The sequence below is a fragment of the Ruegeria sp. CH2 genome (genome assembly GCF_056537065.1).
Window position 1 is genome coordinate 1 of record NZ_JBQFQV010000021.1, and the last position, 22366, is coordinate 22366.

The window sequence follows — 22366 nt, forward strand, 5'->3', positions numbered from 1 at the left end:
AGCGCCTCGGCCATCTTGAGCGCGTCGTTGAAGCGTATGACACCATGCGATCGTTCGGTGGCCGGATCATCGTGATTTCGCAAACGCTGTCTCGCCTGCAGGACATTTATGGGCATGAAGGTGTACGGGCGATGCTGGCAAACGCCGGGACGCAGATGTTTGCGGCCTCTGAGGATTCAGAGGTGCGCGAGCACGTGTCCAGGTCCATCGGTGACAAAACGGTCATGAGTAAGTCGAAGTCTCGGGCACTCGGCAAAATGGAAATGGGCAGCATATCGGAACGCGAAGAAGGCATACGCCTGCTCCGGCCCGAACACGTTGGCCGATTGCCTGAAAATGAGGTTGTGCTGATCCGCGAGGGCAAGATGCCGGTGATTGCAAACAAGATCAGGTACTTTGAAGATCCGTATTTCATGCAGTTCCTTGGCGGCAAAACACCGAAGATCAAGGGCACACACCTCGATCTGGCTGTAGAGCAAGCCAGGGACACGGCGAAGGCATTGGCTGAAGCGAAACCGGCCCCTGCCCCGGTGAGAGAGGTTTCTGAAAAAGACCTTGAATTACAGGCGGCTTTTGATGCGCAGCGCACAGTCGTAAAACGAAAAAGCCAGTCAGCGAAGGATTTGGCGATGAAAAAAATGAGGGCAAAGCAGTCAGGCAGCAGGGCCCTTACTTGATGGCTTTGACCATATCTGTTGAACGTCAGAGACGTTTGACTTTTCCGTCACAACACTGACCCAACACGGTCTCGGTCGAACTCTCCCATCACCGAACATTGGATATTTCTCATTGAGTGGATGGGGTTATGATCTCGGCAACTTCAACCATCCCTTTCACGCATAGAAGCAGCCCAATCAACAAAATCCCTGTCGCACTCAGTTTGTGATGATTTATCCCGCTGAAAACACTGGTTTTAAACAAATACACCGTAGCTGCTGCGTACATCACGATGGATAGTCCGTCGAGAATAATAAAAGTCACGCCATAGACAGCGGATTGGAACACAACATTTAGGGTTGGGTCGATGAATCCAGGGAATAGAGCCACAAAAAAGATGATCGCCTTCGGGTTTGTCACACAAGCGATGAAGCCACCAAAAAGAGCGGATACGCCATCTGATTTCGTTGGCTCAGTTTGGCCATCGTGATCAGTTTCGACAAAACCCTGATAGGCTAGGAATAGCAGATACCCACCACCCAGAACCTGCATCCAAGGAAGGATATAGCCTGCTGCTGAAATCAAAAATTGCAGCCCCACCGTTGCGATGATGATGTGAATGGTGGTGCCTGCGGCATCACCAGCAAGCGTTAACAAGGCGATCTTAGGTCCGTACCTGATGGCCTGGCTGGTGACCAATGCAACAGACGGACCCGGAGTGATCATGATCACCAGCGTTGCGGCCAGGAAACTGAGAAATAAGACCTCGTTCAAAGCTGTTTTCCCACCTCCATCAATGCCCTCGCACCAACGCACGCTTTAGCCACCGGTCATTTCCGTCGTGATGTGCGGCAAACGCACCTCGGGAATGGACCATACGTTTGTTGTCAACCAACAGGAGTTGACCAGCCGCCAACCTGACTGATGATTTTAGTGATAACAGCGCCTTTTCGAGTTCAGACGATGCTTCTTTAGCAGAATTATCCACTGGAATGCAGGTATCCACATCGAAACGGAGCAGCTTTGTAGTGTATCGGTCGATAATTGCGACTGGCGTTTCCGATGGCTGAACGTCCCCGGTGGCATTGTCATCAACCCGGAATCTATAAGCTTGCGACGACAGTTTTTGGTAAGTTTCATCGCTTACTGACGCGAGCGCGTTGCGAGAATCGTAAAGGTGCGTTTCGGCTGTTTTGGCCTGATCTTGCCTAACACAAAACAGCAACAGGTATTCCGGTGGATCTTCCACAAATGACAACTCAGTGTGCATCTCCAAAAGCACATCAGAACTGCCCGAGGTTTGATGCTCTCTTTTCTCTTCGATAGGCATCACATCGTGAAACAGACGACCGTTGTGTTGGTGACTCAGGCTCTGAATCTCACCGACTATCTGCCCAACGATAGCCAGCATGATTTCCCCATAGAATGGCCCGCTATATGTTTCGGCAAGACTTGTAGGGGTTCTTGGTGCAAAATCGTCTAGATCGGTGTTTATCAACACGTATCCATCCCGGCTAAGAGAGGACCACATTGCGGTAATCGTTTCCGGTGAAAATGCTTCAAAGGTCAAATCTTCTGCGAGTTCTTTGTAATGGAACGGCTTTTCAATAGGGCAGACGTTTGCACTTTCGCCTTGCGCCTTGAACTGCTCTAAAACTTGCACGGTAATCATCAGTAATTTCCTCTATTGCGTCGCCACATGTGCCATATGGCAGACAGATAAAAGGGTGAGGACGCGCAAGGAGACAGGTCAAAAGCTCTTGCTATGCTCGTCTACTTTGTCATGACGAGGCCAATGGTTAGAAAGCACTTCTGGTCCTGACGCTTGGACACGTCAGCGCCCTTGACCCTACGCGATAGGTTGCTTTTCGCCTGACCGAGATTTTCTGAGTCAACATCTTCAAGACCTTGGGGACCAAATGCCACCATGAGTGGAAATTACTCCGCTCGATTCTTGTTTGATTTGGAGATGTTTAGATGACCTCGGAAGTAAATTCTAATTTTGGTGCGGTGGATGTTTTGATTGTCGGAAACGGTGCCTTGGGCCTGTTTTTGGCACAAGAAATAAAGGAACGTGATGGCAACAAGCATGTTGTGGTGGTTGGGCCGCAGGCGAGAGAAACCGGCGCAAGCCAAGCTGCAGGCGCGATGCTGGGTTGTTTTGCCGAAGTAACCGCAGACACCCTTCGAACAGATGCGGGCAGAACCAGATTCGAGGTTGGCGTAGAAGCCCATAAGCTTTGGGACGAAACATTGGCGCGCCTGCAACCATTCGCCCCTGGCTCCAAAGAACTGAGGGTGTCGCAAGATACCTATGTCATCCTGAACTCAATTGGGCATACACTCGATTCCCACAATTTCGATGCCATTCTTTCCGCGTTGGACCAATACAGTGAACCTTGGGAAGAGGTCGATGCTAACGGTATCGTCGGATACAATCCACGGCCCGATTGTCGCTCCTTCCGCGCAATTCACTTGCCCAACGAAGGCGCTATTGACGCCAGAGGTGTTTTGGGCGCTCTGGAAATGCGGTTGCGGAACCTGGGCGTGCAGATTGTCGATAACACGGTTGTTAAGCTGCTAACCGATGGCGGAAAAACAAGCGGTGTCAAACTGAGCGATGGGACGCGCATCGACAGTGAAATGGTTGTGGTTGCAGCGGGCGCTCAAAGCGAACGGCTGATCGGCACTGCGTCGGATGGCATCGAAATTCTGCCGACATTCCCCGGCCTTGGTTTAGGGATGCTGGCCAAGCGAACAAAAGGGACGCCGTTCGAAAGTGTCGTAAGGACGCCAAACCGTGGATTTGCTTGCGGGCTGCACGTTGTTCCTTCGGGCGACGGGCGGGAATATTTGGGCTCCACGAACCGGGTTGTGCATGATGTTGAGAATGTGGCTTGGCTGGAAGATTTAAGGTATCTTTCCATGTACTCGATGCAACAATTGGATGAAGAAATCGCCCATCACAATATCGAGCAATGGTTGCGGGGGTGTAGACCAATCACATTCGACGGTTTCCCTCTGATCGGCTGGCTACCAGTGCAAGGGCTATACCTTATGACGGGCACATACCGTGATGGTTTTCATAGCGCGCCCTTGATTGCACGTCACGTTGCAAACGAGCTGGCAGGTCAGGAAGGCATTCTCAGCCCCATCTTCTCGCCGACTCGTGATCCAATCCCAACAAGGACACGCGAACAATCTATCGAAGATTACACGGAAAACAGCATCGCCACTTGGTATGAAACGAAGTCCGATTCGTGCGAGATGCCAACCCGTGTTCTTGAAGGCATCTACAGGGATAAAGCGCTGAGAATTTATGACAAGCTGAACATCGACTTTGCGCTTGGCCCGGATGTTCTCTGGTACGCGCATGATCATGATCGAGGCGCAGAACACATTTCCCGGTTTATGGCTGGGCGCGCGTCCAGGTCAGCCAAGGCCGCAGAGTAAAAGTCCCCGAACTCCACGGAATACCATTGAAATAACTTCCATTCCAAATGGCAGATACGAACAGGCGACCCCCGCATTTTGCGGGGATTGCTGAGCTGCGTTGATGTCTTTTTTCAAGAGGGCAAGTTATTATGCGCTTGTCGAGTCTAACCAATAACGGCATTTTCGGTTTACGCTGTTCACCGCAAACGCTCTGCGTGTTGTTCAATGACAAAGGTGTTCGTTTAAGAAAACTTGACTATTTTGTTGCCGAGAAATTACTCGAAAACTCAGGCTGCCCAATTTCAGTGAACGAGCTGCATCGTCGGGCGTCTGTTTCTGGATTTAGGAAAGACCTGACTGAGATAGAGAGTTGCGTTTCTCATCTTGGCTTTACGCTACGCCACGGATTGAATGTCCCAATTTCAATAGTCCGAACAGCGGCAGGTTTACAAATTCGATGCCAGATACCACGGCCACCTATCAATGCTGCTATTGAAGCACAACGATCAAAAATGGACACTCAGTCTGGCTAAGCCTACTTGAACACCAAAAAGGGATGGGAGCACGAGAACGGTGAAACAATCACTTGCTTCTGATGCTCCTGAATCTCAAATCCTGATTTCTTCAAACTGCGTAACGTTGCCGACAGGTTCCCAACCTTAAAAACCAGACCAGCATGTCTACACGCAGTTTCAAGTGGGGGGACATGAACGCCAAATCTTTCTGCAACGGCATCCGGCTGCAACACAGAGTGGCACGCATTGTGTAGTGCCATTCTAAGCGACCCGCACGGGCTATTATCGGCCTTCACTTGATAGACCGTTTCAAGAAACGATGATAAGTCAGTTGGTTGTGATGAGACGGTGACGACTTCAAGAAGCCGCTGTGCCCCGTTTGGATGGTCGAAAAGTGTTGAGTCGCTCGAACTGGGTGCTTCTATGTCCTCGCAGGAAAACCAATACGTGGCTTTGGATTGCTTTGGTGTTGCAAATGCGAGCTTGGCTGATACCTTCGCCTTTCTACCGTCTGCGTGAGTAAAATCACGACTGAACGCAACAATGGGACCACCTGAGATACCCGCATCCAAGAACGCCTGGTGATCCGCAGATGCACTTTTTGAGGCAACTACGATATGTGAGATCCCTTGCTGCCAAACAATTGCTCGAAACTCGGAATCATTCCTTGTAAATGTGTTGTGTTCATCAGCGGACTGGCGGTAGATGTCTGGCTCATTGACAGCTAGCAGCTCGATCATGAACCCATCTCTAAAATAGATATTCGCGTTGTGTGTGCCGAAGGGATGCACACCCGTTGGAGCAATGGTAAATCCGAGCCTTTCGAAAATGCCCTGGGCGGAGTCTAAACCGTTTACAGCAACAACGGCGTGGTCCAATGATCTCGTATCCATTGTCATTCAACTTGCTGTTGAGTTCTGACAAGCCACTCTCGGATTGAGAGTGCGATTTCATCAGTTTGACGGCAGTTTATTAAACCTGGCTTCGACTGAAGAACCACTTCACGACCAGATGGTTCTTCATGTCTGTATAGTATTTCTCGTGAGCATAAGTCGTCGCGGCTATCACCGTCGAAAGTAATAATGCAATCCAGCTCTCCGTTCCAAACGCGCGCCGGATCGGTGTCGTTTACCACATCCCTTACTGCATGCCGAAGCTCACTTGTGGATCGCGCCCATCCTCTTGGAAGCCGGTCATATAATTCGGAGGCAAAACCGATGCTAAATTTTCGCCCGTTGTGATCAGGGGCAATTTCATCGGTCGCATCTGTGAGTAGCTCGAAGATTCCGGCGATGCGATTGAAATACTTTTCGCCGTCTGGCGTCAGCATAAGACCATTCGTGAGCCTCGTGAACAGCTCGATAGAAAGTGCAAGCTCTAACTTCTTCACGAGTTGACTGATTGCACCGGATGTCACTCCAAGCTCAATTGCAGCGGCCTTGAAGCTTTTGTTGCGGGCGGCGGCTTCAAAAGCTTTTAGGCTGTTTAGCGGTGGTAGGCGATAGGTCATGAAAACTCCATTTAGGACATTGATCGCACAGGATAACTCAATGGTTGAGTTAGATTTTCTATGCCACTACAAATGCCTGATCTTGATTACTTTTAGCTTAGCTGGAAAATGCTATGACAACTACAAGAGCAGTGAAATCAAAAGTCTGGAGGTTGATTCGGTAGGGGACCGCCCCCCAATCCGCAAGACGGGCAAACCCGTACTTTCAGTTCTTGCCAGAGGCACGGCGCATTCGCCGGATACACCGGTTCATGATTGTGGTGCGTTCGGCTCGTAGCTCCTTCAGAGCTTGCTCTTTCCGCTCGATCCGGACGTGCAGCTTAGCAAGACGGATTATCTCTCTCTTTTCCGCGAACCGAAGCCATGCAGCCCGAAGCCCGAACACACTGTCGGGCGACGGCTTGATGACTTTCTCAGGTGGCGGATTGTTATGCCCCATCATCGGCGCAATCCGTGCAGTTGAAGGTACTGCACAATGGTTTTGGTTTGTCGCCAGCATCATTGGCCTCCTGCACCAGAAGCCGCAGCCGGTGGTCGTGCGGCCTGGACGACGCATTGTTCCAGTTCTGCAATTTCGCTGTTTCCTGCAACACATTTCACTACCGCAAGCCGCCACCCAGTTGAGAGGCGCTTTTCTGTGTGCGTTTTAGTTGCGTACCAAGTCCCTGCGACGGCGGCGAGCAAGATCAGAGTGCGAACGATCATCTATCATGTCCTCCGTGGTTAAAGGCTGTGACCATCATCTTCATGGATGTGGGCGGCCTGTTCGCGGGTATGGGTAATCTCTTGCACCACCGCGGCAATCTTGCTGGATGAAACTTGGTGCAGCTCACCGACAACGGCCTCGGCGCGCTCGTAGCTGTCCGGAACGCCTTGGCTGTTAAAGTGGGCGGCAGCGGTGGAAATGTCCGCATCTCGCCAAGTTGCCGTGGTGCCGACTGAAACGCTGTCGTGATCGTTGTAGCGAGCCAGGAACTTGTTTCCATCGAGTCCGAAGCTGTTGGCGGTTGCAACAATGTCGTCACGAACTGCCAGCCATTTTTCGGCTTCTGTCGGGTCCAGGTTATCCAGCTCGGCCGCATTCATGGATGTGGTGTAACTGTCGTCAGCAACAGTGTACGCCTGCAGGTCGGTGTCATATGGGCGTAGCTCGGCAACATCGCCCTTCAGCTCTCCGATCTGCACGTCCATTGCGGCACGCAGATGCGGATCTTCGACCTCTCGTGCAAGAGCCTCCATGTTCTCGATGGAGTTCACAATGTCCTTGGTCTGCTGTTCGTAGTTCTCGAAACCGGCCTGACCCAGAGCGGATTGCATATACTGAACATAGCGATCACCGGGCGACTGGTAGTCGTCGGAATCCTGAAAACCCTTATCGCCGGACAGATCCGCAAGGGAGGAATAGTAGGGGTGATACAGGTCGTATTCCTGAGCTTCGTTCATGTGCTGAGAAACCAAAGCCTGCATATCGTTCAGATCTACCGGCTCCCCTGACCTCTCCGCAGCCTCCAATTCGATTTTCAGTTCTTCGACCAGATCCTTTTGCGCCGTATGTTCGTCAACACGGCGGTTGGCCTGGTCCTCGATGTCATCCAGTCGGCCACCGATGGCGGCATTGTCATACCCCATACTCCGTTGCTCTTTCGTGATGATGTCGATCTGCTCAGAAACGCGATCTTCTCGGGGCGCGGATTGGTCGAACTTGGCATAGGGTGCGAAGTGTTCGACTTCGTTCAAAAGATAGTCTGTACGCGAAACCATAGTTTTTCCTTTTCGAGTTGATGGATAACTCTGTGATGGTCCTGCAGATGGCGTTGGCGCGCTCATCAGGCAGACCGGGTGTAATCCTTATAAGCTGTGTCCGTCATCGTCCTCCAAGCCGTGACCGGTATCGTCGCCGCGCCCTTGCAAGAGTGGGTGCGTTGCATGGGCGTGAACGTCCGAAAGTTCCTCAGAAATTGCGATGATCTTGGTAGAGGCTATTTGGTGCAGCTCATCGACAACGGCCTCGGCGCGGTCCTGGCTATCCGGCAAACCCTGAGCCTGGAAGTGGGCCGCTGCGGTCGAAATATCGTCGCTACGCCATTCCATAGTCGTTCCCAATGTGACGTTGTGATGGTTGCCAAAACGGGCAACAAACGCCTCACCATCGAGGCCGTAGCTGTTGGCCGTGTCAGTGACTTCCTTGCGGATCTCGACCCATTGCTCGGCTTGCGGATAATCCAAGGTATCCATTTCAGCCGTATCCATCAGCGTTGAATAACGCCTGTCCTCCATGATGAAGGCTTGCAGGTTGGGATCGTTGGGCCTCATATTCGCAACGTCCCCTTTCAGCTCACCTATCTGAATATCCATTGAGACGCGCAGATGGGGATCTTCGACTTCGCGCGCCAGCCCTTCCATTTTTTCGATGGACTGCAGAATATCGGCGGACTTCTTCGACCAATTGTCACTGGCATCCTCGCCTAGTGTATCGCGCATGTAGGCGTCATAGCGCACCGCTGGCGGCGAGTAGTCTTCGGAGGATTGATAGTCTTTGTGATCGACAATATCAGCCATCGCCGAGAGGGTTCCACCGCTCTCCGCGATATGCTGGTGATCGTCAATATGCTGGATTACACGCGCCTTCAGATCGGGGCTGATTGTTTCCTCATCGCCGCCTAATGCGATGTGCTGACGCAGCTCGCGCATCAGCGCTGGTGACTTGTATTCGGGGCCTCCCGGCTCACCGTAGTCATCAAAATGATGAGCCTGATCCAGCAGATGTTCCATTCTCGATACCATAGGTTCCTCTCCTTCTATGAGCTTGATGGCAAACTCTTCGATCTTTTCGCTGATGGCGTTGGCGCGCTCATCAAACAGATCGGACATTCTTGCGATGGATAAAGTCATCACATCTGCAGCCCGGTCACGGGCCGTAACTTCGACTTCCGGGGTGCTTTCAACAACCGACATACCGGCCTGAACTTTCCATGTGTCGGTCTCGACTTCCTGCCGCAAACCGCGCTCAAGGCGGGTCGTTGCGGTCAGCTCAATTCCGTACTCCTCAGCAACCTCGACCTGGATAGAGCGCTGAACGTCGATGTTCATTTCGCTGCTCATACCCATAGCCAACCACTGCCCATGCTCGACGCCACGGTTGTTCACAACGATGTGGACATGGGGGTTATCTGTGTCGTTGTGGAACACCGTCAGATAGTCCCACTTGTCGCCAAAATCGCCACTTCCAAACAGGCGGTCAGCGAACTCCAATCCGGCCTGATGTGCGGCCTCCGGATAGGTGCCTTCAGGAAAGGATACGATCATATGCCGGGTGTATCCGAAGTTCGTTTTGCCCGTGAAACCCGTGTCCCATTCTTCGATCAAGTCCGAGATTTCCTCGGCATTCATCGGGGTCACGCCGTTCTCTCGAATGTCCAAAACCCCCTCTGCCCTGACGGTCAGATAATTGATCTGGCGGCGAAGTTCCTGAGCGTTTTTCACCCCACCCTTGCGGACGTGTTTCACGACTGCCTCGGGCTTTCCAACCACAGCGCCAAGCCGCGCTTTGACGGATGAACCCCGCGAAACCATGAACTTCATCCGCTTGGCGGTCTGCAACTGTTGATTGATCTGCTTAGACCGATCAGCACCTTTTTGAGCGTCACGGAATGCGAGTTCCATCAGCTCCCCGGCAGTCAAATTCCTTGCCGCTATGGTCACTGCTCAGGTTCCCAGTTGTCATCTTTTAGCAGCCGCCGAATAGCCGAGTCAGGCTGACGGTTCGCACGAGCTGCAACGATCAGTGCTTTCAGATCGCGCCGGTGCTCGATGATTGCGCGGTGCAGGTTTTCCACATCTTGACGGTCATCGTCGGTCCAGATCACGGTGCCGCGTTTCGCGGACTTAGCGAGCTGGTTGAGGTTGGTATATCCGCCTTGGATCTGGCGCAGATGCTTCTGCCACAGATCCACTAATGCAGGGTCCGGATCGAGGTAGCCGATCAGTCGATAGATGAGACGATGGACGACCTGGTTACGGCTTCGCAATCCCAGAGACCTCCAAGCAACGTCGAGTTTCGCTAAGGCATCAGACCTTAGCCGAACGGAAAAGACGGTGGTGTCGCTGGTCTTGCTCATGTCTCAGAAAATAGCAAAGGGCATTTTGTATTACAACCACCTTATCCTGTCATGATCTCCTAGAGTAAACCGATGGGATTTTAGAAATTCGTATTTTCTCAAATCGTGATCGGAGTAACTTTGCTCTAGGAGTCAATTTCCACGCCGGGAAAAGGGTTCCGTCCCTTTTCCTTAAACAGGCGTGGGTGCCGGTGGACAGGCGCAGGGCAATCACGCAAAGCGTGGGCTGCCCGAACAGCGCCCGTCACTTTCCGGCACGTTAAATGCGATCTGCATTTTCCGCGCGCCTGGGCGCGCTCAACTTCCCGACGCTCTGGCGGCGGGTGCCGACGAGTTGGCATTGGCTCTGCCGTTCAGGTCAGAGTGCCAACAAATCGGCTGGGCTGCAGCCGCGCGACCCGACGAGCTGACCGGCTGTCGCGCGTCTGGTCAGGGTGTCTCGGTCGGGATCTACGCACGGTGGCAGTTTCGCGGCTTCGCGTTGGGTAGCGCGAACGGCGACCGAGCGGCCAGCCTTTACGCTGGCTCTGAACGGACCCGTGGGCTAGATGCTGAGAATGGAAGGGTTGAAGATTTTCAGACCGCGTGAAAAACGCACTACCGGGGGTTGTACGCTGTGAGGGCTTGGGATTATCCGTTTGAGCTGGTCCGGATCAACTGCAAGACCTGCGGGCGGTACGGGCAGTACCCGAAAAAGCGGTTCATTGAGCTGGTCGGTGCTGACACGCCGCTGCCCTCGGCGCTCAAGATCATCGCCAAAACATGCGACCGAGAAAAGGACGGGCTGGCCCTGCACAACCGATGCGGCGCGGGCTATCCGGACCTCGCCCGGATGGTCGATGATAGGAAGAACAGGACGCGCTGAAAGGGCCGGGTCAGTCCCGCGCGACGGTCAGTCGGGCGGCACGGTCAGACTTCCAAACCTCGATAGTGGCGCGCTGTTCCGCGTGCCAGCAAAACGCTGAAACTGTTGCCACCAAAAGGGCACCGGCAACAGCAACGTCGATGGTGTGATGAACACATTTCTCAAGCATCGGAATCCTCCTTTTGGGGGTTGCAGACCGGGCACGGAACGCCCCGCCGAATTTCGGTATCGGTCATGTCAAAACACCATCCGGCGTCATGACCGCACTGACCGCATAGGAAGTGCCCGCCCTTGGTGGTTCGCCAACCGGGCATCAAACCGGGGGCTTGACCCACATCAGCCGCGTGCATCAAAACGCGCCGGATTCGGCGCGGTTGATCGAGACCCGGCAAGGTGAACTGGCGGCGCATCTACCCTGCCTCTGGCAGCGGTTCATCCATCCGAGTCTTGAACCGAATGGTGGCGTCTAGCGCCTCATCCCCGGTTTCGGCCTCCGGCACTCCGGGGACCAACCACGTGTCATTCCATGACATGCGGGCGCGTCCATCCAGTTTGGGGGTCAGCTCGTCCTCTGTCCCTTCACCAATACAAATCCCGCCCTCGATGTCGGGATGCTCGGAAAGTTCGATGTGTCCAGATCGGAAACAATGGGCATACATTGAACGGTCCTTTCCGTTTCAGTTTTCGGGCTTCGCCCGGCTTAGTGCTGCCAGTTGTCCCGGCCATATTTGCGGCCAAGAATGGTGATGCGATCCTGCCCGTCTATGGGCACGCTCTGGTGGACAAGCTCACCAAACGGGTTGACGCCGTAGACAGAAACATCGTCGTCGCCAAAACCGTAGATCACGAATTTCCACGGTCCCCGGCCCTGCTCACGGGTTTGAAAAAACCCGTCGAAGTTTCGGCATTCCCAGGCACCGGCCCACCAGTTTGCGCCTGGTGTTCCCTTCTCGCTTGGGGCCATCGGTATCAAATCAAGCTGCTGCATTTCTGCTCTCCATCGGGCAAGTGGCGGGGGCCGCTTTAGCGGCCTCCCGGCTTTGCAAGGTTTCAGTGGGCGGTGGTCTCGGGCTGATAAGGGTCGAGCTGGTCAGAACCCGAATAGTCGGAGTAATCGACAAACGCCTCGCGCAGATCGGCCAGCGGGTGATTGTCAAAATCATCGACGCGCTGATCCTCGTCCGGAATCTCGTCCTCGTTCGCCTCGTGAATTGCGTGCGTCAGATCCTCGGCAATCTCTTTGAAATCTGTGACGGCAATCGGACCCTCGCCGTTGCGGGGGTAGTACCCATAGTGAATGTCGCCAGCCATGAACCCTTTGCCGGTCTCGTTGGCGATCTGGCGCGCGATCCGCACGATGTCACGGGGGCCAAATTCGTCGTGTACCGCGTCGGCCACAAAACAGGCGTCCTCGTCGGACCCGTCTTTATGCCAGCCGTAGATCGTCCAGAACTCGGCCCATCCAGCTTCACATTGAACGGTTGCCTGTTCGCTTTCGTCGTGACGTACCGGCGCAATGGTAAACCACTCATATTTTTCCAGCGTGTCACCTACCGGCAAATTGTTGAAACGCTCGTGGGCGACTGTGTTGATGATGTTTGCTTGCATGGTCTCTGCTCCGAGTCAGGGGGGTATGCGCGGCCCTGATCGAGCCGCGCGCTGTTCTTCAGGCGGCGAGGCTTACGCCCTTCAGCTCTGCCATCTTTTCAGTGAGAGACCAGACGGCCCGGTTCAGGGCTTTGTTCTGGTCGATGCCCTTGACGCCACGGGTGCGCTGTCGGCGTGTGCGGCCATTGGCATCTTTGACACGACCATGCAGCCCGCCCTTGATGACGTTCTCCTGCAGAACATTGCCAACGGTCCACAGATCGGTCAGGCGGTCGGCATTGCGGCGGGTTCTCAACAGAGCGTCAGCCTGAACCGGCGCGGGCTTTCCATCTTCTTTGTGAGCCTCGGGAAAGCGCAGTTCATGCACCACTTCTGCAAACACTTTGCGCTCGGCATCGTCCAGAGAGATACCTTTGAACGTTTCGACCTGCTCTGCCACATGGGGCGCATCTTCCAATACAGTGTAAGCGCCTTCGATAACCTCATGAATGGCGTCACCTGAATGGCGCACCTTCACCTCGTTAAAGCTGTCACCAACCATCAAGCCATTGGCGCAGACGAACCGAAAGAACCCCGGCACCATCTGATAGCTGCTGGTTCCATCGTTGGCGTTGACCAAGATGATTTCAAAGGCTTCGCCTTCGGCATTGGTGATCGAACGGTGACGCAAGCGCAGCATGTGCTTGGTGAACTCGGCTTTGCCTTCAATGCGGGTGTTGGCCTGCTGAGCAAAGAATGGGTCAAACCCTTCCTTGCGCAGTCCTGTCAGAACGTCGATTGTCGGCACCACAACAAAGCGGTCAGACCGGCTTTCGTGGGCTTCGGTTGCGAAGATCGAGGGCACGGCGGCGCGCAGTTGATCGTCGGTCAAGGCTTCCCCTGTGACCAGACCACCGCAGGACATTCCGCTCATGTAACGATTGTAACCCATAGAAAAACTTCCTTTCTTTCGTGGCGATGCGGTTGCCGATGTTTCCCGGCTATCCGCTAATGGGCGCGGCCTTCTGATCTGTTAGCTGATAGATGGACCACATCTATCGGCTGGCAGAACAGGAGGGCGAAGCCCTGCCTGTGGCCTGGGGCGGGACTGTTGTGAGGCGACACATAGTTCTGCCACCAGCGACAGAACCTTTCCTTTTTTGGCCTCACATCTTCCATCCATCACCCAAACCGATTTCGTTGGTCCTGACCTCCTTTTGGAAAATCAGGGCTGATTTGCAGATCAGACAGCGAAGCTGCCTGTTCCTGCTGATCTGCCACGTGGCGAACGCGAAAGGGGGCGAGGCAATGCTATTCGACAGGGGTGGTGCGGCCCGCAGGCGCAGCTGAGGACACGGCCCTGTCTAATAGGGTTGCCCGAGGGGGAAGGCAGCGCTTTCCCCCTGACGGCCAGGGGCGTTTGGCTTGTCCAAATCCCGCTGGCCCACGAACAGAAGCGGCGGGGCGATACACCCCGCCACCACTTGCAGACATTCAATCTCAGTTGGACGAAATCACACCAAGCGGGACCTTCCCGACATAAGCCGCGCCAGCAAACTGTTAGGTAAGATAAGAGGCCACCAAGCAGACATTCGCTGCAAGCGCGAATAACCCGCTGCATGCGCGAAGCAACCCGCCGGGAGCGCGGGAAGTGGAAGTTCGCTGCAGTCGCTACGCATGCTCGCAGGAAATGCGGAAGCTGACGTTTAGATAGCTTCCCAAGCGAGCATCTTTCTGTCCCGCCGCAAGGCGGCTCCGAGTTCGTACTTCATATGAATGGTCCATGCCGAAACTGGCGCAATGGGCGGGAAACGAACCTTCGTCGTGTCAATCCCGAACTCCGCTATGCGGCCTAAGCCGAGCTAGAGCTTGTCCACGCCGGTCATATTGATTGAATTCCGAAAGTGTGGAAACGTTCATATGGTAGACGCGTTAACGGCGATATTTCACATGAAGCGTATCCTGTTCTCAGTTGTGTTTTGTTTTCTGCCTGCGATGGTGCTGGCGGACAAAGTTGCCTTGGTAATTGGCAATGCGAACTACCAACATGTCAGCAATCTCAAAAACCCGTCGAATGATGCGATCGACATTGCAGAGGCATTGCGCAGGATCGGGTTTGAGGTCACAACAGGTCTTGATCTGGATTACCGCGACATGCGCCTTGCCATACGTGACTTTGGAGAAAAGGCAAAAAACGCCGAGTCGGTCATCGTATACTTCGCCGGCCACGGCATCGAGTTGGACAACACGAACTTCCTGATCCCTGTCAGTGCGGAACTGCGGAGCGACCGTGACATCGAACTCGAGGCAATCCGCCTCAACACATTGATTAGCTCCATCGCGGGCGCACCCGGCTTGAAGATCGTGTTGGTTGACGCCTGCCGCAACAATCCATTCCTCGCGACTATGGAGCGCACAAACAGCACCCGCTCAATTGGACGCGGACTTGCACGTATCGATCCGGGAGGTGTGTTGGTTGGATATGCTGCAAGGAGCGGAACGCTGGCGCTTGACGGCGATGGCCGCAACAGCCCCTATGCTCAGGCTCTGCTCAACCACATCGAGGAACCCGGACTTGAGATTGGCAAGTTGTTTCGGCGAGTCCGCGACAGGGTTTACACTCTGACAGAAGGCTATCAGGAGCCATTTACTTATGGCTCGCTTCCCGCCAGAGACATTTTTCTTGTTCCAGATGCGGCTGCAGGCTCGACGCCAGAGGAAGAAATTGAGCGTGTCGAAGACCAGATTTATGCGGACTTTGAACTTGCGCGTTCGCTCGGAAGGCTTGATGCGATCGAGATGTTTCTGGAGCGATACGAAGGCGAAAGGGATCATTTTGCAGTCGCGCTCGCCCTTTCGTTGCGGGACGACTTGCTTGCTGAGCACCAGAAGGACGAAGTGCCGGGCAACAGTAGTACTGCGCGAGACAAAGTAGCAGCTCTTGTGCCGACATCGCCTCAAAGCGCGAAGGATGATACAGAGACGCGCAGCCTGATCCGTGATATACAAACTGAGCTAAATCGCGTTGGCTGCAGCGCTGGCACAGCGGACGGTGTTGCGGGCCCACGCACGAGATCTGCTTTCTCTCGGTATATCAGCGCTAGAGAGAATCTTGGACTGACGCCTGAGAGCCTCGAGACCAGTGAAACTCTTGCCGCACTTCGAGGAGAGCAAGGAAGAGTCTGTAATCAGTTGGTCGCGCCGTCTTTCGCGACTTTTGATGGTGACTACATTGTCTTAATCAGACGCAGATGGGACGATGATTATTGGCAAACAACCAGTCGGCCCGACAAGGCCTATTTCCCCGGAAAAATCGAGCCACTTGCAGCCTTGCGCATCAATCGCAATGGAGACAAGCTGACCTTGCTATCTGCCCAAGGCTTTGCGGCCGAAGGGCCTTGGTTTAGGGACTTCACTGGCAAATTCGATGACTCCGGTCAGTTGAAATTGCGCTTCACATTGAGTTCGCATTTCGGGCAGGCGACACCCTATAAGGTCAATATAAGCGTCAAACTGCCCGAAGGACTTTCGCCAGGAAGAAGGCTTGTCTACGAGCCGCGCAGGATTGACGGGCAGTTTTTTCTGAATTTTCTAATACGCCGTGTCAGTTGAAACTTTAAAGCGATGTCCTTGCCTGCTCCGCAAGAAGACCGTCGCTCTGGGCTCCTCGTCGCTGTTCGCCGCAGATTTCGCCAAGGTCTTGTTTGGGCCGTCCGCGAAGACGGCCCAAGTTGTTAGATTTCAATGGCCTCTGCGATCGCAAGCGCATCTTCCAGCTCAACACCGAGATACCGGACGGTGCTGTCCATCTTGGTGTGCCCAAGTAGCAGCTGGACCGCCCGCAGGTTGCCGGTCTTCTTGTAGATCTGTGTGACTTTTGTCCTCCGCATCGAATGCGTTCCGTATGCACTGGCCTCCAGACCGATCGACGTGACCCAATCCCGGACGATCCGGGCGTACTGGCGTGTCGAGATGTGCAAGCGTTCATGGAAACGACCCGGCCATAGGTACTCCGAGCCGACCATGAGCTCATCTTCCATCCACTTTTCAACCGAGGCGCGTGTGCCTTCGGAGATTTCAAAACGAACCGGCTTCTGCGTTTTGCTTTGCAACACCGAAGCTCGTTCCTTGATCTGGCCGGACGCCATCACGTCGACGACTTTCATCTTCACGAGATCGCAGCCACGCAGTTTGCTGTCGATTGCCATATTGAACAGCGCCAGGTCCCGATGGTTCTCGGCGAGTTCAAGTCGAACACGGATTGCCCAGACGTGTTTTGGTTTCAGTGGCCGTTTTTGCCCAACGATGCGCCCTTTGTTCCAAGCCGGGCGAAGCGCACGAATGGCCGGTAAGTTTGGTGTTTCCATGACTGATCCTCCGATCCGCCATGCCCTCCCACAACGACAACCTGACGTTGACGATGCCTCCATATCACGGGATGCTGCGTCGCATCCGAGGTCGGGGCTGAGCCCAAATTGACCAATTCTGTCGTCAGGATCAATTGGCGCATACTGTCAAGAAGCTGCCACTCAAATTCGCGGATCAACGCAAAGCGAGTGAGAGTTTGCGGTCCGCACGTTCCACCAAATGCTTCAATCGGTGGCAGTTAACTTCGGGTCAGACGAAGATCGCTTCAGACGCCATATGTGCAAGATCGAACCCAGATGAATGCTGCACCAATGCGCGAATTGCGAGATTTTCCAGGCTCTGATGCTCAGGAAACGGGAGTGTGAATCCTACGGGGCAAAAGAATCCTTGACCAATTCCAACATCAGCTCTAGTAAAACTGAAATGACGTTTTGCTAGATGAAACGATTGCGAATGATTATGTGGAGCCGCGCATGTCGCGAAGCCACAAACCAACCAACAGTTCGGGAGGAGCCTGACATGATGAAAGATAACCAAAAACTGAAGCTCACCACGGCGCTAGTGGCAGGTGGCCTGGCCATTGCTTCGCCTGCCTTTGCCGAGGGAGAGGTCGTGTTTGCGTCCTGGGGAGGCTCGTTTCAGGATGCCTTGCGCTCAGCCATGCTGGAACCTGCCGCTGGTGCGCTGAATATCACTGTCAAGGAAGATACGACAAACGGCATTCAGGACGTGCGCGCGCAGATCACGGCGGGTGCCGTTGCATGGGACGTTACAGAACAGGATTTGCCTTCGTGTGAAACCCTGAGCCGGGAAGGCAGCCTTGAGCCGATCGACTATTCGATTGTTGACACCACAGGCATTCCGAAAGAGCTGATCCATGACAATTACATCGGCTTCATCAACTTCACCAAGGTGATTGCCTATCGCAAGGATGCATTTGGCGACAATGGCCCGTCCAATTGGGCAGAGTTCTGGGATCTGGAAAACTTCCCCGGCAAGCGCGGTATGCACGGCAAGGTGAACTATAACCTCGAAGCCGCGCTCATGGCGGATGGTGTGCCGATGGCCGAGATCTATGACACGTTGGCCACGAATGAGGGCAAGGCGCGCGCATGGGACAAGCTGGGTGAGATTGCCCCCGAAGTTACCGTTTGGTATCGCGGCGGGTCGCAATCGGCGCAGTTGCTGCGTGACGGCGAAGTGGACGTGATCCATATGGGCCATAACCGCGTAGAAAGCGTGATCGCGTCGGGCATTGATGTGGCCTATGCCTTTGATGGCGGCACGATGGACGTGGACTGCTTGTTGGTTCCCAAGGGGGCTCCGAATAAAGACAACGCGATGCGCCTTATCAACGAATTGCTGAGCGCCGAAGCACAGGCGAGGCTGGCGGTGACCATGCCGTTGGGTCCGGTGAATTCGGGTGCCTTCGGCACCGGGATAATCTCGGATGAGATGGCAGTGAAGGTCAACACACATCCCGACAACTATGGCAAGCAGCTTCTGGTCGATCCGAACTTTTACATCGGCCAGCTGGGCGAGTTGACCGAAGAGTTTGACACGCTGATCCAACAGTAAAAAATATCTGGGCGCGGCACATCTTGTGCTGCGCCCATTTTTGTCAGGTTAGGAGCCCCCATGTCACCTGCAGCCCACTCCCTTCCCATCGATATATCCAACCTGTGCAAGGCCTACGGATCGGTCAAAGCGCTGAATGACGTGTCTTTGAACATCGCCGCGGGCGAGTTCCTGACATTGCTGGGGCCATCAGGCTCCGGCAAGACGACGCTTTTGATGGCGCTGGCCGGATTTGTGCGTCCTGATGGCGGGTCGATCCGGTTTGGCGAACAGGAAATGATTGCAACGCCGCCCCACAAGCGCGGCCTTGGCATGGTGTTCCAAAGCTATGCGTTGTTTCCGTTCATGACGGTCGCAGAAAACGTGGCTTATCCGTTGAAAATTCGCGGGGTGTCCAAAAGCGATCAGAAGGCCCGCGCCGAGCGCGCGCTGGAGACCGTGCAGCTGGGCGGTTATGGCGACCGGCGCATCACGCAATTATCCGGGGGACAAAGACAGCGCGTGGCCCTTGCCCGCGCCATGGTTTTTGAGCCGCAGATCATTCTGATGGATGAGCCGTTGTCAGCGCTCGACAAGAAGTTGCGCGAACATATGCAAATCGAATTGAAGGCGCTGCATGAAAAGCTGGATGCAACTGTCGTTTACGTGACCCATGACCAGCGCGAAGCCCTGACGATGTCGGACCGGATTGCAGTGGTCAATCATGGGCGGATCGAACAGATCGCGACGCCTGAGCGGCTCTATCGCCAGCCGCATAGTTTCTTTGTGGCGGATTTTATCGGGGAATCCATTTCCCTGCCGGTTAGTGTAGCGAATGACACGGCGCAGCTTGGCGAGCGCGTTCTGAAATCCAATACGCCTATTGCGCTGGGCAGCGGAGGCCATCGTCTGATCATCCGGCCCGAGTTGCTGGAAGTCACAGCAGGCGCGGTGCCAGACGCCGCCAATGACCTGTCCGGCCAAGTGCATGACATCATTTATCAGGGCGACAGCGTTCTAGTGATCGTTCAGCACGACAGCGCTGGTCAGATCAATGTGCGTGTGCCTGCCAATCGCGCGGGCCAAACCGGGTTGCCGTCGAAGGGAGAGCAAATCGGCCTTGCCCTGCATCCCGAAGATACGATCATCGTACCGGAACATGTGGCATGAGTATCGCCGAGACGTATGAAGGTGCTGGGACTCTTCAGAATGCCAGCACGCTCAAATCCGAAGAACGCCGCGAAAAACTGACGTTTCTTGGGCTTTCGATGCCTGCGGTTTTGACGATCTTGATCGTCGTCTTCCTGCCGATTTTCTGGCTGTCTTCGCTGTCGTTTTTCAATGCGGCAGGCGAACTGAGCACGGAAAATTACACGCGCATCTTTAGTAGTGCTCTCTATCGGCGAACCTTTGTCGTCACGTTTCAGATCAGCATTGCCGTGACGGTGATTTGCGTCCTTCTCGGCTACCCGCTGTGCTACTGGCTGACAAAGATGCCGAACAAAACAGCGGCCATTCTGATGGTGTTTGTGCTGGTCCCCTTCTGGACCTCGGTTCTGGTGCGGACCTATGCGTGGCTGGTGCTTTTGCAGCGCAATGGGATCATCAATTCGTCGCTGATGTCACTTGGCATTATCGAAGAACCGCTGCAACTGGCGCACAATCTGACCGGCTCCATCATTGGCATGGTGCATATCATGCTGCCTTTTTTGGTTCTGCCGCTCTACGCCACTATGCGCAATATTGACGGCGACCTGGTCCGAGCCGCCGTGGGCCTTGGTTCCAGCCCGCGCGGGGCCTTTTGGCGGGTATTTTTCCCAATGTCCCTGCCGGGCCTTTTTGCCGGCATCGTGCTGGTTTTCATCCTGTCGCTTGGGTTCTTTGTCACACCGGCTTTGCTGGGCGGTGGCCGGGTTCAGATGCTGGCGCAGCGTATCGAAAGCACCATCACAGTCTATTCGAACTGGGGGGCCGCATCAGCCCTGGGCGTGGTCCTGCTGTTGCTGGCGCTGGCGATGATCTGGCTGATGAACCGTGTCTTCGGGCTCGACAAACTGTTTATGCGCTGAGGATCTGAAAATGGAACAAGTCGGACAACGTAAAATCGACGGCCTGTGGCTGACAGTGGTCGGCATTGCTGTGCTGTTCTTTCTCATCCTGCCCACGCTGATCGTTATCCCGATGTCGTTTTCGGGGGCATCCTATCTGGAATTCCCGCCGACATCGCTCTCGTTTCGCTGGTACGTGGCCTATGTCACGTCGCCGGAATGGATGAGCGCAACAAAGACCTCGCTGATCGCGGCGGCGCTGACCACGGCAATCGCGACGCCCCTGGGCTCACTTTGTGCCTATGGTCTGCATTGCTCTGCGCCTCGTATCAGGAGCGCGGCTCAAATCCTTGTGATCATGCCGATTGTCGTGCCAGTGATCCTGATCGCTGTTGGAGTGTTCAGCCTCTATGCCAAGCTGGGGCTCAATTACACACTGACCGGGATCGTGATCGCCCATACTGCGCTGGCGCTGCCATTCGTGATCGTGACGGTGATGTCGGGATTGCAGAATTATGATTTCGATCAGGAGCTTGCAGCGCGCAGCTTAGGGGCGTCCCGTGCATACGCATTGTGGACAATCACCGTACCGCAGGTGAAATTCTCGATCCAGACAGGGGCTTTTCTGGCATTTATCACGTCGCTGGACGAGGTTGTGATCTCGATGCTGGTCTCGGGCGGGGAAAACGCCACAATCACCCGGCGCATGTTCAATTCACTGCGTGATCAGCTTGATCCGACAATCGCGGCGATCTCGACCTGTCTGATTGTCGTGTCCATCACGGCGCTTATCGGTGTGCAGATGATCGGGCGTCGGAAAGACAAGGCACAATGATGCGGGTCTTATTTTTCGCCAAACTCCACCCGAATCTGGCGGGCGGCATCAAGGACCGCCGCGCGATACTTTTCGACGGCTGTGTCATTGAAGCGGACGCGCAGGCCGGACAAGCTGATCGCGCCCAGCAATTCATCTTCGAACCCAAGAACAGGAACCGACAGTCCGGCGACGTCAGGATCGCGTTCACCAAGGCTGAGATAATACCCGGCCTTTCGGATGCTGGCCGCCTGTTTTCCCTGCCGGATGGAATAAGCATCCAGCACCTGACCCGAAGAGCCCATGCTCAGCGGAATGATCTCGCCCTCCTGAACGTGATCCCGCGCAAGCCTTGGCGAATTGACCCGGTAGAGGCACACGCCAGAGTTGCCGCGTTGCACATAAAACGACGCACTTTCGCCGGTCGCATTCACCAAATTCGCAAGCACCGGTCGCACAATTGGCCCCATCCGCAGGTTTTGGCGAAACACGGATCCAAGACGCCACAAAGACGGCCCGAGGTGAAACAGACCCTCGGCGTCTCGCGTAATATGACCAAACTTTTCAAGCGACACGCTCAGACGCAGAATTGTCGCCTTGTTGACCCCGCTGCGGTCCGCAACCTCCTTCAAAGAGAGGCCTGCATCGCCCGGCTCAAAGATGTCCAGCACACGCAATGCGCGCTCTACCGCTTCGACACCACCATTGGCGTCAGGGGATCGGGGCTTGTCGGGCATAGGCAGACCTTTCGACGCAAATCCGTCGCTTTTTATAGCCGGTTTGAGCGCAATTGGAAATCGCAAATAACGAAGGCGTCTGGCAATGAATAGCGCGCGGAAACAAATGATAACAGCTGGTTATGCGGACCTTCCTTTTGGCATTCATTCGCAAT

At 54.6% G+C, this 22366-nt stretch carries 24 protein-coding genes; 9 read left to right on the forward strand and 15 right to left on the reverse strand.

Annotation, left to right across the window (positions count from 1 at the left end; all coding sequences use genetic code 11):
* Positions 1 to 677: type IV secretory system conjugative DNA transfer family protein (locus ACR0M9_RS19160; protein WP_480774378.1), on the forward strand; the 677-nt coding region annotated here is incomplete at its 5' end.
* 109 nt (positions 678 to 786) lie between these two features.
* Here ACR0M9_RS19160 and ACR0M9_RS19165 read toward each other — a convergent pair.
* Positions 787 to 1431, reverse strand: coding sequence for a LysE family translocator (locus ACR0M9_RS19165; protein WP_480774379.1), 645 nt, complete (start codon positions 1429 to 1431; stop codon positions 787 to 789).
* Positions 1432 to 1450: 19 nt separating this feature from the next.
* Entirely contained in the window at positions 1451 to 2329 is an 879-nt protein-coding gene (locus tag ACR0M9_RS19170; RefSeq protein ID WP_480774380.1) for a TauD/TfdA family dioxygenase, read from the reverse strand.
* A 305-nt stretch (positions 2330 to 2634) separates the two neighbouring features.
* On the opposite strand from ACR0M9_RS19170, the gene ACR0M9_RS19175 reads away from it, so the two are divergent.
* Positions 2635 to 4110: an NAD(P)/FAD-dependent oxidoreductase gene (locus ACR0M9_RS19175; protein WP_480774381.1), complete on the forward strand. Its 1476-nt coding sequence runs from the start codon at positions 2635 to 2637 to the stop codon at positions 4108 to 4110.
* A gap of 517 nt (positions 4111 to 4627) precedes the next feature.
* Here the strand turns inward: ACR0M9_RS19175 and ACR0M9_RS19180 are convergent.
* From ACR0M9_RS19180 to ACR0M9_RS19205, 6 genes are all read right to left on the reverse strand, one after another.
* Positions 4628 to 5500: a VOC family protein gene (locus ACR0M9_RS19180; RefSeq protein WP_480774382.1), complete on the reverse strand. Its 873-nt coding sequence runs from the start codon at positions 5498 to 5500 to the stop codon at positions 4628 to 4630.
* 2 nt (positions 5501 to 5502) lie between these two features.
* Positions 5503 to 6117, reverse strand: a complete 615-nt coding sequence (locus tag ACR0M9_RS19185) for a LysR family transcriptional regulator (protein ID WP_480774383.1) — start codon at positions 6115 to 6117, stop codon at positions 5503 to 5505.
* 205 nt (positions 6118 to 6322) lie between these two features.
* Positions 6323 to 6616, reverse strand: coding sequence for a hypothetical protein (locus tag ACR0M9_RS19190; RefSeq protein WP_480774384.1), 294 nt, complete (start codon positions 6614 to 6616; stop codon positions 6323 to 6325).
* Positions 6617 to 6840: 224 nt separating this feature from the next.
* Positions 6841 to 7878, reverse strand: coding sequence for a hypothetical protein (locus ACR0M9_RS19195; protein WP_480774385.1), 1038 nt, complete (start codon positions 7876 to 7878; stop codon positions 6841 to 6843).
* An 87-nt stretch (positions 7879 to 7965) separates the two neighbouring features.
* Positions 7966 to 9780 (reverse strand): relaxase/mobilization nuclease domain-containing protein, encoded by a 1815-nt coding sequence (locus ACR0M9_RS19200; protein ID WP_480774386.1) that lies wholly within the window; start codon positions 9778 to 9780, stop codon positions 7966 to 7968.
* Positions 9781 to 9815: 35 nt separating this feature from the next.
* Positions 9816 to 10235, reverse strand: a complete 420-nt coding sequence (locus ACR0M9_RS19205) for a hypothetical protein (RefSeq protein ID WP_480774387.1) — start codon at positions 10233 to 10235, stop codon at positions 9816 to 9818.
* Positions 10236 to 10416: 181 nt separating this feature from the next.
* Here ACR0M9_RS19205 and ACR0M9_RS19210 point away from each other — a divergent pair, with 181 nt between their 5' ends.
* A complete protein-coding gene (locus ACR0M9_RS19210; protein ID WP_480774388.1) occupies positions 10417 to 10824 on the forward strand; it encodes a hypothetical protein in 408 nt (135 codons plus the stop codon).
* 27 nt (positions 10825 to 10851) lie between these two features.
* Positions 10852 to 11100, forward strand: a complete 249-nt coding sequence (locus ACR0M9_RS19215; protein ID WP_480618261.1) for a hypothetical protein — start codon at positions 10852 to 10854, stop codon at positions 11098 to 11100.
* A 10-nt stretch (positions 11101 to 11110) separates the two neighbouring features.
* On the opposite strand, the gene ACR0M9_RS19220 is transcribed toward ACR0M9_RS19215, so the two are convergent.
* The 5 genes from ACR0M9_RS19220 to ACR0M9_RS19240 form a co-directional block, all read right to left on the reverse strand.
* Positions 11111 to 11269 carry a hypothetical protein gene (locus ACR0M9_RS19220; protein WP_480774389.1) on the reverse strand — a complete coding sequence of 53 codons (159 nt, stop codon included), beginning with the start codon at positions 11267 to 11269 and terminating at the stop codon, positions 11111 to 11113.
* A gap of 241 nt (positions 11270 to 11510) precedes the next feature.
* Positions 11511 to 11759: a hypothetical protein gene (locus tag ACR0M9_RS19225; RefSeq protein WP_480774390.1), complete on the reverse strand. Its 249-nt coding sequence runs from the start codon at positions 11757 to 11759 to the stop codon at positions 11511 to 11513.
* Positions 11760 to 11800: 41 nt separating this feature from the next.
* Positions 11801 to 12088 (reverse strand): hypothetical protein, encoded by a 288-nt coding sequence (locus ACR0M9_RS19230; RefSeq protein WP_170514446.1) that lies wholly within the window; start codon positions 12086 to 12088, stop codon positions 11801 to 11803.
* Between the two features lie 62 nt (positions 12089 to 12150).
* Complete coding sequence (locus ACR0M9_RS19235) at positions 12151 to 12708, reverse strand: hypothetical protein (protein WP_480774391.1); 558 nt, start codon at positions 12706 to 12708, stop codon at positions 12151 to 12153.
* Positions 12709 to 12766: 58 nt separating this feature from the next.
* Positions 12767 to 13639, reverse strand: coding sequence for a DUF932 domain-containing protein (locus ACR0M9_RS19240; protein ID WP_480774392.1), 873 nt, complete (start codon positions 13637 to 13639; stop codon positions 12767 to 12769).
* A gap of 998 nt (positions 13640 to 14637) precedes the next feature.
* Between ACR0M9_RS19240 and ACR0M9_RS19245 the strand changes: the two genes are divergently transcribed.
* A complete protein-coding gene (locus ACR0M9_RS19245; RefSeq protein WP_170417841.1) occupies positions 14638 to 16299 on the forward strand; it encodes a caspase family protein in 1662 nt (553 codons plus the stop codon).
* A 122-nt stretch (positions 16300 to 16421) separates the two neighbouring features.
* Here the strand turns inward: ACR0M9_RS19245 and ACR0M9_RS19250 are convergent, their stop codons facing one another.
* Complete coding sequence (locus tag ACR0M9_RS19250) at positions 16422 to 17054, reverse strand: tyrosine-type recombinase/integrase (protein ID WP_093037018.1); 633 nt, start codon at positions 17052 to 17054, stop codon at positions 16422 to 16424.
* Between the two features lie 520 nt (positions 17055 to 17574).
* Between ACR0M9_RS19250 and ACR0M9_RS19255 the strand changes: the two genes are divergently transcribed.
* Genes ACR0M9_RS19255 through ACR0M9_RS19270 form a run of 4 tightly spaced genes read left to right on the forward strand, consistent with a single transcriptional unit; the run spans position 17575 to position 21495 of the window.
* Complete coding sequence (locus tag ACR0M9_RS19255; RefSeq protein WP_170417838.1) at positions 17575 to 18633, forward strand: ABC transporter substrate-binding protein; 1059 nt, start codon at positions 17575 to 17577, stop codon at positions 18631 to 18633.
* A 60-nt stretch (positions 18634 to 18693) separates the two neighbouring features.
* Entirely contained in the window at positions 18694 to 19782 is a 1089-nt protein-coding gene (locus ACR0M9_RS19260) for an ABC transporter ATP-binding protein (protein ID WP_170417835.1), read from the forward strand.
* Positions 19779 to 20681: an ABC transporter permease gene (locus ACR0M9_RS19265; RefSeq protein ID WP_170417832.1), complete on the forward strand. Its 903-nt coding sequence runs from the start codon at positions 19779 to 19781 to the stop codon at positions 20679 to 20681. The genes ACR0M9_RS19260 and ACR0M9_RS19265 overlap by 4 nt, the downstream gene beginning before the upstream one ends.
* A gap of 10 nt (positions 20682 to 20691) precedes the next feature.
* A complete protein-coding gene (locus ACR0M9_RS19270; protein WP_170417829.1) occupies positions 20692 to 21495 on the forward strand; it encodes an ABC transporter permease in 804 nt (267 codons plus the stop codon).
* Positions 21496 to 21503: 8 nt separating this feature from the next.
* Here the strand turns inward: ACR0M9_RS19270 and ACR0M9_RS19275 are convergent, their stop codons facing one another.
* Positions 21504 to 22211, reverse strand: a complete 708-nt coding sequence (locus ACR0M9_RS19275; RefSeq protein WP_170417827.1) for an IclR family transcriptional regulator — start codon at positions 22209 to 22211, stop codon at positions 21504 to 21506.
* Between the last annotated feature and the right edge of the window lie 155 nt (positions 22212 to 22366).

What these genes read in the sequence shown, in the direction of transcription:
- ACR0M9_RS19170 (WP_480774380.1), bottom strand. Translation starts at nt 2,329, where the DNA reads ATGATTACCGTGCAAGTTTTAGAGCAGTTCAAGGCGCAAGGCGAAAGT.
- ACR0M9_RS19175 (WP_480774381.1), top strand. Translation starts at nt 2,635, where the DNA reads ATGACCTCGGAAGTAAATTCTAATTTTGGTGCGGTGGATGTTTTGATT.
- ACR0M9_RS19180 (WP_480774382.1), bottom strand. Translation starts at nt 5,500, where the DNA reads ATGGATACGAGATCATTGGACCACGCCGTTGTTGCTGTAAACGGTTTA.
- ACR0M9_RS19185 (WP_480774383.1), bottom strand. Translation starts at nt 6,117, where the DNA reads ATGACCTATCGCCTACCACCGCTAAACAGCCTAAAAGCTTTTGAAGCC.
- ACR0M9_RS19190 (WP_480774384.1), bottom strand. Translation starts at nt 6,616, where the DNA reads ATGCTGGCGACAAACCAAAACCATTGTGCAGTACCTTCAACTGCACGG.
- ACR0M9_RS19195 (WP_480774385.1), bottom strand. Translation starts at nt 7,878, where the DNA reads ATGGTTTCGCGTACAGACTATCTTTTGAACGAAGTCGAACACTTCGCA.
- ACR0M9_RS19200 (WP_480774386.1), bottom strand. Translation starts at nt 9,780, where the DNA reads ATGGAACTCGCATTCCGTGACGCTCAAAAAGGTGCTGATCGGTCTAAG.
- ACR0M9_RS19205 (WP_480774387.1), bottom strand. Translation starts at nt 10,235, where the DNA reads ATGAGCAAGACCAGCGACACCACCGTCTTTTCCGTTCGGCTAAGGTCT.
- ACR0M9_RS19220 (WP_480774389.1), bottom strand. Translation starts at nt 11,269, where the DNA reads ATGCTTGAGAAATGTGTTCATCACACCATCGACGTTGCTGTTGCCGGT.
- ACR0M9_RS19225 (WP_480774390.1), bottom strand. Translation starts at nt 11,759, where the DNA reads ATGTATGCCCATTGTTTCCGATCTGGACACATCGAACTTTCCGAGCAT.
- ACR0M9_RS19230 (WP_170514446.1), bottom strand. Translation starts at nt 12,088, where the DNA reads ATGCAGCAGCTTGATTTGATACCGATGGCCCCAAGCGAGAAGGGAACA.
- ACR0M9_RS19235 (WP_480774391.1), bottom strand. Translation starts at nt 12,708, where the DNA reads ATGCAAGCAAACATCATCAACACAGTCGCCCACGAGCGTTTCAACAAT.
- ACR0M9_RS19240 (WP_480774392.1), bottom strand. Translation starts at nt 13,639, where the DNA reads ATGGGTTACAATCGTTACATGAGCGGAATGTCCTGCGGTGGTCTGGTC.
- ACR0M9_RS19245 (WP_170417841.1), top strand. Translation starts at nt 14,638, where the DNA reads ATGAAGCGTATCCTGTTCTCAGTTGTGTTTTGTTTTCTGCCTGCGATG.
- ACR0M9_RS19250 (WP_093037018.1), bottom strand. Translation starts at nt 17,054, where the DNA reads ATGGAAACACCAAACTTACCGGCCATTCGTGCGCTTCGCCCGGCTTGG.
- ACR0M9_RS19255 (WP_170417838.1), top strand. Translation starts at nt 17,575, where the DNA reads ATGATGAAAGATAACCAAAAACTGAAGCTCACCACGGCGCTAGTGGCA.
- ACR0M9_RS19260 (WP_170417835.1), top strand. Translation starts at nt 18,694, where the DNA reads ATGTCACCTGCAGCCCACTCCCTTCCCATCGATATATCCAACCTGTGC.
- ACR0M9_RS19265 (WP_170417832.1), top strand. Translation starts at nt 19,779, where the DNA reads ATGAGTATCGCCGAGACGTATGAAGGTGCTGGGACTCTTCAGAATGCC.
- ACR0M9_RS19270 (WP_170417829.1), top strand. Translation starts at nt 20,692, where the DNA reads ATGGAACAAGTCGGACAACGTAAAATCGACGGCCTGTGGCTGACAGTG.
- ACR0M9_RS19275 (WP_170417827.1), bottom strand. Translation starts at nt 22,211, where the DNA reads ATGCCCGACAAGCCCCGATCCCCTGACGCCAATGGTGGTGTCGAAGCG.